Here is an 11,129-nt window from a genome sequence, read left to right on the forward strand (position 1 = left end):
AAGCCGATGTAACGAGCTTTTCCCTGACGCACTACCTCAGCGAGTGCCGTCATGGTTTCTTCTAAAGGCGTATTTTGGATCGTAGCGATGGCATTGGTACAGGTCAACGTATGTCAAAAACCCAAAAGAATTTTGACTTCTAGACAATGATCAAAAAAGCGATCGCTTTTAGGCATCTGCCCGAAAAAGATATTTATGTCCAATTAATAATTTCTTACAATTTGGGACTCGTCTTTTCCATAGTTTTGCAGTAGAGTGTTTATTCTGTGCAAATTATTTATACCTAACTTCTCCCAAATTTACCCAGACAAATTTTAAGCCAATGCCTTCGAGGGAACAGCCAATGAAAACTTCTAATGATACAGATACCAAGAAGATCATCAAAAAATCCGACAAGCTTACCCTGAGACAGATGAAGCTAATTGAGGAGGCTGAAGACCAACAACTTCTAGCTAATACTGTCAATTCTCCAGCCCCTGTGGTTGAGGTTGAGGAGAAACCAGTAGCGATTTCAAAGCCTAGAGTTCCTGACTATGTTCCATTCCTTGACAATCCTCCAGTACAATCTGTGGGCAATTCCGCCTGGCAGGTTTCTGATGTCTGGCGAGATATTCGGGTAGATGATTTTTGTAGTTGATGGTAGCGAAAAGCAAGCGCCCAGCGTACCAGATCGCTGACAAAATCAAGTTCAAGTTTCATGTTCACTCTGATTAAGATATAGGTATTTGACCTCAAGGGTGTCGATACTCATGGTGCAAGACCAGATTTTGCTGAATGATTGGCATGTAATAGCCCGCTCGCAAGACCTCCAACCTGGAACAGTACAGCACTTGCGTTTATTAGGCTCAGATTTAGTACTCTGGCATAATGGCGACAAAGTTCTAGCTTGGCAAGACCTTTGCCCTCATCGTGGCGCTCGTCTTTCTTTGGGATATGTCAATAAACAGACCCAAGTTTTGTTCGTACCACGGTTTAGCCTTTAACAGCGATTACCTTTAAATTTGCAAGCAGAAGTACATTTACCGAGCGATCGCTATTCTATTGCATACCGTCAGTGGCTCAAACAACAGGGTATTACTTTCGGCACCATTTAGAACTTTGTTATGCTTTGCTCCCCTGACATTGTTTGTATTGTGAGTTTGCTTCCTTAGTGAAATTTTTTCAAGGGCTTTGCGATTAACAAGCGTGCCATTCTAGTCTGCGGCAAAATTTCACTAAGCCTAGTATTTTAAAGTTTTATTTTATACTTAAAATACTGAGATGCTTGAGGAAAAGATATTAATCGTAGTTTATATCGGACAAAAGATAAGGGTATCTTATTTTCTGTTATACCTTTTGTAGTATATGTCACTGTAAGCATAAGATGGTTCTTGTCAGATGTTGGTGATGATGAAAGGTTACGCACTTTAAGGCAAGAAGCAGAAGCTTTTAAAACGTTTATCTTATCCGGGCGTGGGATTTGTGAGTGAACTAAAGAAGGAACAACGCTGTTGCTTGATTTTTATCCCTATTCTTGAGTAAGTTGCTCTAAGAGTCTAATTACTCTCTCTAATTCATTACTCAGAAAACTCGGACTACTTCCTTGATACACAGCTAACAAACTACGATAGAACCAGAGTGTTCCCTCTTTACCACCTTTGAATTTATTCCAAACAGCTTCTTTGTCTCGATAGCAATCGGCTAAAATTGCACAATGCTCGTTCAATTTATCAGCTTGGGAAACTCGCCTCACTTCAGGGGAAGCATAGCACATTGAGTTGATTGGTGTCATGAAGCTGGCGTAATTCGGCTGGGATACTTGGATTTAGCCAATCTAATTCTCTTAATTCTTGAACCCGATCTAATCGATAATTATGCCAATTAATAGTCCTTTTATTTTTTAGAGTTTGACCAAAAGCACAAAGATAGGTAGCACGCTGAAAATAATAGATACAGACTGGATAAACTATTCGGGATGCTTCTCTAGATAAACTGGCGCTATCATAAAGAATTTCAATAGGATTTACAGGCATTTTCTCCCAGATTATTTTTAGTTCATCTTTCCATTTTCCTACCCGGTCAATTCCATCTTTGGAAACAACATATTCCACGTGCATAAAAAATCGTTGAGTTCCATTGATGGGTTGAAAATAAGTATCAGAAATTTCTGTAAAGTCAACTTGAGGAATAAAATGACTGGGTAAAACAGAGTTTTTCCAGCCTGATATAGAAGGAAATACTTCGACTTTGCGGTAATGGTGAGTCAGAATTTCACCTGCTTGATTTTTCTGTGGTTCTAACCAACCTAATTCTATTAAAGTAGCAAAATCATTCTCCTGTAAATTTCTGCGTGTTATGGCAAACAATCGACCATTAGGAAATGGCTCGGCATATTTTTTCCGCTTACTGTTTTTGCTACTAACATTTGGTAATTGATTCTTTGGCTTATTATTCTCAATCTCTGGATTCTTACCAGTAGCTAAGAAAGTTTCTAAATCTTCTGGTTTCATGGGATAAACTTGTAAAAACGACTGCACCCATTCTGGTTTTGGCAGTGTTAATTCTGAGTCAAATAACCAATAGGCTAAAGATTTCGCACAAGGACAATCAGGATCGTGAAAGGGAGGTTTTTGATCTCGCCCATTGTGATAAACTTTATCGTCGAAGGAGAGTTTTTTCGTTTCGGTAAAAAACTCTTTGTACCAGTCTTCATAACTAAAGCTATCACTCAGGCTCTTTCTAACGACATCATTATCTTGACCGTAAAGCGAACGCAAAATTACCCATAACCGTACCGCTTTCGGGAGGTGTTGTTTCAAATTATTGCCCTGAGCCAAAATCTGCAACAGTTCCACTGTCGGAGGATAATCAAACTGGGGACGCATATACCCTCACTTGCTCTTGAATCGTTTGTCCAGACGGGGAAGGATCGGTCTATTCAACTGGAATACCCTGTCTATGACGAAGCAAATTTATACTGCAATCACGTTTGCACCCGTTCAGGGGTTTATCGAAAAATCTCGAAAGTTGCGAGACTTGTATGGTAGTTCTTTTATCCTATCTTATATAGCTAGTGCTATTTGCTGGGAAGCTAAATGTCAAGGTTTTTGGGTTGTTTCTCCAGCTACTATCAACCTGACTCAAGGAACTCCTAACCAAATCATCATTAAAGGTGACTTTGGCAAAAAAGATGCTGAAGAAGTTCTTAACTCTTCTTGGAGTGGGGTTACACAAGCTTGTCGTCAATGGATTGAAAATAAGGTTCCTGGAAATTATTCTTGGCGACGGGAGTGGAATTTATGGACAAATTATGCTTGGGAATTTTTTTGGGGACAAGGTGAAACGATTACCACAGCACGAAGTAATTTAAATGAAATTAAGCGATCGCGCAATTGGACAGCAATAAACTGGACTGGGGAAAGTTCAACTCTCTCCGGTGCAGATGCGATCGCTATTCCTAGTTTATGTAGCAACGATCCGAAAACCTGGGATTATCAGGCTCAAAAAAAAGAAATTAAAGAGTTTTATCGCCAGCTAAGTGATGCAGTTGGAAATAATTTTATTGAGCATATTAGAACAGAACTCAATCAAAAAGATTACCAAATACGTGATAGATTAATTGGGAGATACGGTCAAGGCTTTATCAGATTTCTGGAAGAGAGATATCCAAATCTTAATGATAAACAACGTCAAGAATTAATATCTGAATATGGTTCAGCTATTATTGATCCTGATGAGGAGTTGAGTATTCCCGAACTGATTAAACGTTTGATTACCTTAGATGCGATCGCTGCTCCACTCCAAATTTCTACTACAGAAATTCCCGAAACATACCGCGATTTAAATAGACTAGATAAAAAGAAAAAGCAAAGTAAAACCGAGCCTGATAATCGTTGGAGTGGCTGGTTTCAAGGTGATGGCGATCGAGTAGGAGACTATCTCAAAGAGTTATCTAAAAAACCAAATAATAACCCGGATACAGAAACCAACAGTTTAAGTCATGCAATGCTATATTGGGGTGAAAATCATTTAAAACCTAGTTTGAACGGGACTGGAAAAGGGAGAATTATTTACGCAGGTGGTGATGATTTTTTTTGTGTTTTTTATCGGACTCCCCCGGACAAAATTTTTCTCAAAAAATTGGTAAATTACTTAAGTGATAAAATAGGAGAACTATCACCTAAATTAGAAAGAGAAATAACTGACTTTAAGCAAGAGTTCAAGGACAAAGGTTTACATAAAGATGTAAAAATTTCTCTTGAACTCAGAGAGGAATTTGCTAAAATCTTCAAAGAAAATCATCAAAATGATGAAAGATTTAAAAATGCCCTAGTAGAAGCGGGACTTAATCATCAAGAAGCCGCAAACCTGTTTAAAGAACCTGTACTTAAGGCTCAAGAATGTCTCGATTGGTTTTATAACTTTAATTCAGAAAACGATAATGCTTTATGGAAACAGCACGAAAAACCAATAGGCGTTAGCGTCGGATTTGTCTGGGTTGCGTCGGGTGTTCCCCAGCGAGATATACTGCAACATTGCCGAGATGTAGAGAAAAAAGCTAAGAATCAAGGACGTAACCGCCTCGCCATTCGCATCCTGTTTAATGGTGGTAATTATTTAGATTGGGTATGTCCTTGGTGGTGTTTGCAGGAAGTGTTGCAGGGATATTGCGATCGCAACCAAAAAACAGGCGAACAAGCAAACTGGGGACATATTTATGCAGATGTAGCGCTACTAGAGTCACGTCACGCTTTTGAAAATCAAACAGATATAGCCAAGGCGCTATTTAATATTTATTTTCCCAATCAAGAAATCATTCTAACACAACACTTGTGGGATTCAGAAGGAAAAACAGGACTTATTGGTAATCAGGAAGCTGATTGTAAGGATGTCACCAAATCACTAAACTACTGGATTATTAACCTCGCAAAAATAGGATTTCACCTATGTCATTACCAGAAATAAAAGACATGAATGCTAGCACTAACTTGGTCGATAAATCACTTTTTAAATATTTAATCGTGATTGAGCCATTAGGTTTTTTATATGGCAGTGCTGGGAGATTTTTATCACCAGACAACTTAGTAGGGCGTTCTGGGACAAGTTTTCCTCCTAGTTCTGCAACCTTATCTGGTCTATTTTCTGCGGCATACGCCCAAGAGGAATATGAAAAGGAATCAGACGGAGATGAACTCAAAAAGAAACTCAAAGCCAGACTAGAACCTTTATATTTTGCTGGCCCTTTTTGGGCAAAAAGTGATTCTCCCCAAAATTTTTATGTCCCCACACCTTTTAATTTCTTAGTAAATAAAGGAGAAGAACACATCACATTTCGACTAAGTAGGTGTGTGGGCTGTAAAAAATGGCTGAATCAAAAAGGAGAATCACCCACAGGTAAATTTGAAAGTGAAACTTGGTTAGCAATAGAAGATTGGGAAAAATTACAATCAATTGAGTGGCATAATCCTCCACAAGTCAAGAAATCTCCTTGGAAACCAATCCCACATTTGCATCCTCAACTGAGAGAAGACGAACGGTGCGTCAAAATAGAAACACTGGAAAATAATAGCGAAAGAGGCAGTTTATTTTTAGAAAACGGAGTGCAATTAGATCCCGATTACTGCTTAGTTTATCTCAGCAATGAAGAGATCAAGGATGGTTGGTATCGCTTTGGGGGTGAGGGACATATGGTAGATGTACGATGTCTGCAATTGAAGGAATCTAACAAGAATCTTCTCAAACTTCTCACCGATAATGTTGGTAAAAGTTTTGCCTTAATTACCCCAGCTATTTGGGGTTCAAATCGGCTATCAACTCGCTTTCCCGCAGAGTGGGATGGCGATCGCTATTTAGAAACTCTACTCACCGAACGTCCTAGTCCTTTCCGCTATCGATTGGGAGGTGAGGGAAAAACCAAACGACTGTCGCGGGGACGCTATGCGGTTCCCCCGGGAACTGTTTATGTCTTAAAAGAAGATATTCCACCTTGGCAAGAATGGCCTGATGAGTGGTTTCCGAAAGAAGGGCCATCTTTGAAACGTTGGGGATGTGGGTTAGCGCTACCTTTACCAAGTGCGATCGCCTAACCTCTGCAAAAAACTCCTCTTTGCGCCAAAGCGATCAGAAGGCTGCTTAAGAGAAGCATATAAAATGCGAGAGGCAGTTGCTTATGGACTCGAAAGATTTTGGGGTGAGTCAAGTCGCTACAGAGCAAATCAAAAAAGGTATTTCGTTTGGATAGAAAGCAGGATAAAGCAAATATTGAGAAGGTAAAAGCAGATTATTGGGAAGATGTGTGGAATGTATTAGTAGACCTGACAAAGGAAGATATTGACTTACCTTTACATAAAGATGTGAAGGTGGAAGAAGATGAATTATGGAAACTATCCCGTGACAAGCAAGAAGTTGCACTTGCTGTTTTAATTCAACTTTGTGATTGTTTAGTATGGTGGACGCAACGTTACAAATAAATAGCTAATTTTCCAGCGTTGCTAATTGAAAGTATGAATTAGTCTCACGCAAAGGCGCAAAGAATAGTTGTTTAGTTATATTGAAAAATGTCAATTCATACTCTGATTCAGCAACGCCAATTTTCCCATAAAACAAAGAAGAAAACATGGCAGATTTACCACCGATTCCTAAAATGTACCTTGCTCAAATAGAAGGACGTTGTAGTTTACGATACGCATCAGAACCTGAAGACCGTAAGCAATGGTTACAAGAATGGGTAGATCCCAAGCAAGATGGAAATCCATATACACATACTAAACCTATACTTAGACAAGATAGAAAACCTGACCCACATAGTAAGTTAGCACTAAGACAAGATACTTCAATTTATTGTCTGGAAATTAAATTTAATGGCCGGGTTGTTAGTAATGGTGGTCAAGATACTATTCTTCGTCCGGTACTGGGGAAAAATGGAATTCCCTATATTCCTGGGAGTAGCATTAAGGGTTTGTTTCGGCGAGCTTGTAACCATGAGCAGAAAATAAGATATTGTGGTGATGCCGATCGCCCAGGTAAGTTAAGATTTCATGGTGCTTATCCTGTTGGTGATTGGACACGCAAGAAAAGACAACCTGCAAAACAAGGGGAAGTTCCAAAAAGTTGCTACTTGATTGAAGATATCGTACATCCTCAGCAAAAACGACAAGTTGAAGCTCAGGATTCCCCATCAGCATACGCCTTAATTAGTTTCTACGAACCGACAATGATTTTCGAGTTTAGCAGTGCTGTTAGAAATTCTGACGAAGAAAACATTGATTGGAGAGAAGTCGAAACTATTTTAACCACTGCACTCCGACAGGGTTTAGGAGGTAAAACCAGCACAGGCTATGGCTTTGCCTCTGGCTATATACCAGAATACACCATCAAAGATAATCCACTATACAACCAAGCTCTACATATAGAGTTGGAAGGAACTGGTGTAAGTTCAAAACTATTAAGCGGGGAACTAGAATTTCGACCTAATATTTTTAAAGCTGCACTTAGAGGTCATGTAAGTCGTTTACTGGCTGGGGTTTGTAATAATAAAAACCGTATCGAAGAAGCAACTGATGATTTATTTGGCAGCACCAATGCTCCTGGGAAAGTTGAGATTTATTGGGAGCAACCCAGAAAAGTAACGCCAAACAACACTTATCACACAAAAGGAATTCTACACATATTAGCTCCCGAAGCTGAACGTCAATTTGTCAATTTAGTCATGCAATTTGCTTATATTATGGGAGGTTTTGGGAAAACATGGCGTAGGGTATCGCATGAAAAATTTTATCCTAGCTATCTTCAACAATATGGTAAATTTGATATTGGCTGTCATTGGATATCTTCACAATCCAATTTTATAACAATCAATAACCGAACTGATTTAGGTAATTTTCTCAATCAACTTTATGAGAGTTGTCAAAAATATCTTGCGATTAATTCCCCTATATTTGTCAGAGATTGGCGGGAAGCATGGCATTCTCAAAGAGTGACTGTTTATAGTGAAGTTTTCGACAACTCCCAAGCTATTAAATTATTTCATCAAGAACCCTTCAAAATAACTCCCGCTATTGGTGGTAGAGAAAGACCAGGAGAACCTAGATTTGTGAGTTCTGTATGGCATCGCATGTTACCTATTGAGGGAAATAAATATTTAGAAATTGTCACGATGTTTCATGGCGATCGCACTCTTTGGCGAAATCAACTTCAACCCTTTATTCAAAGCTTAGAGAATGCACAATTACAGTTAACTTGGGGAACGCGACCAGTTTTTAATACTTGAAAATCCGCTATACCTTGGAAATCTCTGTTTCCACTGCTATGTGATACTGCAATTGCAATCAGAAATAGCAATTACATAGCAATCGGGAGCAGAGATGATGAAGAAATTCAACAAAACAACCATCACTTCACAAGCAGCAGAATCGGGAATTTTAAACTTTCATCCTTCTCTAGTCCAAATCTTAGTTGAAAATTTTCTCTGGCATCTGCTGCTAATTCTTCTATTTTGGACGATTCTACCTCTGCCTTATTTTTTTTGGAAATATATTCGGATTCGCTCCACCAGTTATATTTTAACTACCCAAAGGTTAATTACCAAGTCTGGTGTTTTTTGGAAGGAAGTCAACTTTATTGAGCTTTATCGAGTGCTGGATATTCAGGTAGAAAGAGGGCCGATATACCAATTATTAGATTTTGCTAGAACCTGCTTAGGTAGAAAACCACTTTTATTAGGAGATATTCGGGTATTCTCTAGCGATTATTCTCATGCAAAGCTTTTTCTATATACTATTCCTAACGCTCTAGGAGTTGCTGAAAAGATTAGAAAAGCCTTCAATGATGATAAAGATATCAAACGAGTCATACGTCGAGATTAAAATAATTTTGAATAGGTGAAAATTATGCCAAGTGATACATCTTTCGGTTTTAATTTTAATTCAAGTAATGAATCTGTTACTGAAGAAAGCTTAGAACGGATCGAGGAGCAATGCGATCGCCAAACTGAAAATTACCTTTGGGGTGCATATAAAGTTGAAAATGTAGACTGTCCCGAACCGGATTCTAGTGATGAAGAATTAGATCCAGATGATGATTTTGATGATGAGGATGATTTCGATGACTATTGATTGCTGATAATTCTCGCAAAACTCAAGAATCTAACTCTCAACATGATAAATGATGATTTTTGGCAGAGAAATTACCAGATGTGATGCCCGCATTTCTCACAAGCTTCAGGCGTTTGATAGAGCAGAGGGGCAGAAAGGAAAGAATCAAGGCACATTGAAGTCTCCCCTGCTCCCCTGCTCCCCTGCACAAGCACAGGCTTTGAGAGGTGTGGTGAGAAATCCGGGGATGGGTTTCGCCTGGGTTAGGGCGATACCTTTGGTCAGCGTGGATCGCAACTAAAGATAAAATATCTCTTATCTTCACCCTACTTTCCTTTCATATCATGCGTCAAGTTATTATCTCTACCATTGGTACTAGCTTACTCACCAATCAAATCAACCGAGCTAATCCTGACGAAAAAGATTGGTATTCGCGCTTGCGAGATACAGCAAATCTGAATGAAGAGAAAACACCAGAGGATGTCAAGCAGATTATTGCTATTCTCAAAAAAAGAGCCGACGAACAACTTTCAGGTGCTAAAATTTCCCAGATTCGTCGTGCTAGTGCAGAATTGAATGGAATTTATGGCATTTATCAAGATAATTTAAGTCAGGGAAAAGAAGATATTCACTTTCTCGTTGCTACCGATACAGCCCAAGGTAAAACCACTGCTAAAATTGTGGAAGATTTTCTCAGAAAACAAGGATTAAATAATACTAGTACCTTTGCTCCTACTGGGCTTTCTACTGCTAGTACTGAAGCTTTTTCTCTGGGAATTGATGCGTTGATTGTTTGGTTAGAAGATACCATACCACAATTGAAACGAGATAAATACAAAATTTATTTTAATTTGGTTGGTAGTTTCAAGAGTTTACAAGGTTATCTCAATACTATTGGGATGTTTTATGCCGATGAAATAATTTATATCTTTGAAGGTGAAAAATCTGATTTAATTACGATTCCGCGCTTACCTATAGCTGTAGATGTTTCGTTAATTAAACCTTATGTACGTCAACTAGCATTATTGGATGCTGGCGCTGGACTTTCTGCAAGTGAAACAGTCGGAATTCCCGAAGCTATGCTTGCAGAAATTGATGAGAAAATGACACTTTCGACTTGGGGACAGTTAATTTGGAATCAGTGTAAAGATGATCTGCTTTCAGAAGATTTACTTTCTTTCTTCAATTTAGAATATCAAGATTCATTTGAAGCTGACTACAAAAAGGTAAAGGAGAAGCAACCAAGGGTAAAGTTACAAGAGACTTTAGCTAAAGTTTCTTATCTCTTAGAAGATTCTGATGGTGATACTGCTATTCTCAAAAAGCATGGGGGATTGCAGTATGACAAGTATACTAATATGGGAAACATTGACCACTTTCGCGTGACTCAAGGAGTGCGGGTTAGCTGTCGTTCTTCTCAAGGAAAATTAATTCTATATCGCTATGGTAAAGAGGAAGAAGTTAATAAAAATCCTTAAATCAGGAAAAAATTAATAATCATCATTTTGTTAAATCTTTGTTGTCATTAAAAATAACCTCCTGCTCCAAGTTACGGATACAGGAGGTTTTTAATTGTTTCCAACTAATCCGATTTAACCCAATCGGTAGGGTGCAAATAGAATATCCGGTTTCTTTTAGAAATCCCGTATTGTTTCCAACTAATCCGATTTAACCCAATCGGTAGGGGTTCCTCTAATCCAATATGGTTTCTACAAACCACACTGTTTCCAACTAATCCGATTTAACCCAATCGGTAGGGAAAGTGATTTTGCCAGCTCTTACAACAGGTATTGTCAACGTTTCCAACTAATCCGATTTAACCCAATCGGTAGGGTCAAGAAAAAGAGCCAGAAGAACCAAATGTATGGTTTCCAACTAATCCGATTTAACCCAATCGGTAGGGGTGAAACTAGCTGAACTCGAAGGAGCTGGAGGCATGTGTTTCCAACTAATCCGATTTAACCCAATCGGTAGGGGTAAACCCGGATTTCTCACAAGTGAGAAAAAAACACTTGGGTTAGTCAAATTTTAGATAACTTAATTGATACATTATCAAAA

The 11,129-nt window shown here is 38.7% G+C and carries 13 protein-coding genes and 1 CRISPR repeat array; of the genes, 10 read left to right on the forward strand and 3 right to left on the reverse strand.

Going from position 1 to position 11,129, the window contains the following annotated elements; all coding sequences use genetic code 11:
- Positions 1-343 precede the first annotated feature (343 nt).
- The gene (locus CDG77_RS31285) at positions 344-637 is read left to right on the forward strand and encodes a hypothetical protein (protein WP_094333112.1); all 294 of its coding nucleotides are present in this window, start codon (positions 344-346) and stop codon (positions 635-637) included.
- Between the two features lie 112 nt (positions 638-749).
- Complete coding sequence (locus tag CDG77_RS31290; protein WP_223270077.1) at positions 750-983, forward strand: Rieske (2Fe-2S) protein; 234 nt, start codon at positions 750-752, stop codon at positions 981-983.
- Between the two features lie 524 nt (positions 984-1,507).
- On the opposite strand, the gene CDG77_RS31295 is transcribed toward CDG77_RS31290, so the two are convergent.
- Positions 1,508-1,753 carry a hypothetical protein gene (locus tag CDG77_RS31295; RefSeq protein ID WP_094333113.1) on the reverse strand — a complete coding sequence of 82 codons (246 nt, stop codon included), beginning with the start codon at positions 1,751-1,753 and terminating at the stop codon, positions 1,508-1,510.
- Positions 1,734-2,864 carry a TIGR03985 family CRISPR-associated protein gene (locus CDG77_RS31300; RefSeq protein ID WP_094333114.1) on the reverse strand — a complete coding sequence of 377 codons (1,131 nt, stop codon included), beginning with the start codon at positions 2,862-2,864 and terminating at the stop codon, positions 1,734-1,736. The genes CDG77_RS31295 and CDG77_RS31300 overlap by 20 nt, the downstream gene beginning before the upstream one ends.
- Positions 2,865-2,937: 73 nt before the next feature.
- Here CDG77_RS31300 and CDG77_RS38155 point away from each other — a divergent pair, with 73 nt between their 5' ends.
- The 3 genes from CDG77_RS38155 to CDG77_RS38160 all read left to right on the forward strand — a co-directional run bounded on the left by CDG77_RS38155 (position 2,938) and on the right by CDG77_RS38160 (position 6,449).
- The gene (locus tag CDG77_RS38155; protein WP_223270078.1) at positions 2,938-4,944 is read left to right on the forward strand and encodes a Cas10/Cmr2 second palm domain-containing protein; all 2,007 of its coding nucleotides are present in this window, start codon (positions 2,938-2,940) and stop codon (positions 4,942-4,944) included.
- The gene (locus CDG77_RS31310; RefSeq protein WP_223270079.1) at positions 4,926-6,065 is read left to right on the forward strand and encodes a type III-B CRISPR module-associated protein Cmr3; all 1,140 of its coding nucleotides are present in this window, start codon (positions 4,926-4,928) and stop codon (positions 6,063-6,065) included. The genes CDG77_RS38155 and CDG77_RS31310 overlap by 19 nt, the downstream gene beginning before the upstream one ends.
- 147 nt (positions 6,066-6,212) lie before the next feature.
- Positions 6,213-6,449, forward strand: coding sequence for a hypothetical protein (locus CDG77_RS38160; RefSeq protein ID WP_223270080.1), 237 nt, complete (start codon positions 6,213-6,215; stop codon positions 6,447-6,449).
- Positions 6,450-6,453: 4 nt separating this feature from the next.
- Here the strand turns inward: CDG77_RS38160 and CDG77_RS37075 are convergent, their stop codons facing one another.
- On the reverse strand, positions 6,454-6,597 hold the full coding sequence (locus CDG77_RS37075; protein WP_190234118.1) for a hypothetical protein: 144 nt from the start codon (positions 6,595-6,597) through the stop codon (positions 6,454-6,456).
- On the opposite strand from CDG77_RS37075, the gene CDG77_RS31320 reads away from it, so the two are divergent.
- From CDG77_RS31320 to CDG77_RS31340, 5 genes are all read left to right on the forward strand, one after another.
- The gene (locus tag CDG77_RS31320; RefSeq protein WP_094333115.1) at positions 6,596-8,248 is read left to right on the forward strand and encodes an RAMP superfamily CRISPR-associated protein; all 1,653 of its coding nucleotides are present in this window, start codon (positions 6,596-6,598) and stop codon (positions 8,246-8,248) included. The two genes, CDG77_RS37075 and CDG77_RS31320, sit on opposite strands and share 2 nt — an antisense overlap.
- Before the next feature lie 94 nt (positions 8,249-8,342).
- Positions 8,343-8,843 (forward strand): PH domain-containing protein, encoded by a 501-nt coding sequence (locus CDG77_RS31325; protein WP_094333116.1) that lies wholly within the window; start codon positions 8,343-8,345, stop codon positions 8,841-8,843.
- A 24-nt stretch (positions 8,844-8,867) separates the two neighbouring features.
- On the forward strand, positions 8,868-9,092 hold the full coding sequence (locus CDG77_RS31330) for a hypothetical protein (protein WP_094333117.1): 225 nt from the start codon (positions 8,868-8,870) through the stop codon (positions 9,090-9,092).
- Positions 9,093-9,141: 49 nt separating this feature from the next.
- On the forward strand, positions 9,142-9,372 hold the full coding sequence (locus CDG77_RS31335; protein ID WP_094333118.1) for a hypothetical protein: 231 nt from the start codon (positions 9,142-9,144) through the stop codon (positions 9,370-9,372).
- Between the two features lie 43 nt (positions 9,373-9,415).
- The gene (locus tag CDG77_RS31340) at positions 9,416-10,549 is read left to right on the forward strand and encodes a CRISPR-associated protein (RefSeq protein ID WP_094333119.1); all 1,134 of its coding nucleotides are present in this window, start codon (positions 9,416-9,418) and stop codon (positions 10,547-10,549) included.
- Between the two features lie 96 nt (positions 10,550-10,645).
- A CRISPR array of direct repeats spans positions 10,646-11,047; the repeat unit is 36 nt; unit sequence GTTTCCAACTAATCCGATTTAACCCAATCGGTAGGG.
- Positions 11,048-11,129: the final 82 nt, after the last annotated feature.

The organism is Nostoc sp. 'Peltigera membranacea cyanobiont' 213 (assembly GCF_002245975.1).
In the GTDB taxonomy this organism is placed as follows: domain Bacteria; phylum Cyanobacteriota; class Cyanobacteriia; order Cyanobacteriales; family Nostocaceae; genus Nostoc.

Bases quoted from the DNA above. Each gene is read 5' to 3' on its own strand.
- CDG77_RS31285 (WP_094333112.1), top strand. From the start codon at position 344: ATGAAAACTTCTAATGATACAGATACCAAGAAGATCATCAAAAAATCC.
- CDG77_RS31290 (WP_223270077.1), top strand. From the start codon at position 750: ATGGTGCAAGACCAGATTTTGCTGAATGATTGGCATGTAATAGCCCGC.
- CDG77_RS31295 (WP_094333113.1), bottom strand. From the start codon at position 1,753: ATGTGCTATGCTTCCCCTGAAGTGAGGCGAGTTTCCCAAGCTGATAAA.
- CDG77_RS31300 (WP_094333114.1), bottom strand. From the start codon at position 2,864: ATGCGTCCCCAGTTTGATTATCCTCCGACAGTGGAACTGTTGCAGATT.
- CDG77_RS38155 (WP_223270078.1), top strand. From the start codon at position 2,938: ATGACGAAGCAAATTTATACTGCAATCACGTTTGCACCCGTTCAGGGG.
- CDG77_RS31310 (WP_223270079.1), top strand. From the start codon at position 4,926: ATGTCATTACCAGAAATAAAAGACATGAATGCTAGCACTAACTTGGTC.
- CDG77_RS31320 (WP_094333115.1), top strand. From the start codon at position 6,596: ATGGCAGATTTACCACCGATTCCTAAAATGTACCTTGCTCAAATAGAA.
- CDG77_RS37075 (WP_190234118.1), bottom strand. From the start codon at position 6,597: ATGTTTTCTTCTTTGTTTTATGGGAAAATTGGCGTTGCTGAATCAGAG.
- CDG77_RS31325 (WP_094333116.1), top strand. From the start codon at position 8,343: ATGATGAAGAAATTCAACAAAACAACCATCACTTCACAAGCAGCAGAA.
- CDG77_RS31330 (WP_094333117.1), top strand. From the start codon at position 8,868: ATGCCAAGTGATACATCTTTCGGTTTTAATTTTAATTCAAGTAATGAA.
- CDG77_RS31335 (WP_094333118.1), top strand. From the start codon at position 9,142: ATGATGATTTTTGGCAGAGAAATTACCAGATGTGATGCCCGCATTTCT.
- CDG77_RS31340 (WP_094333119.1), top strand. From the start codon at position 9,416: ATGCGTCAAGTTATTATCTCTACCATTGGTACTAGCTTACTCACCAAT.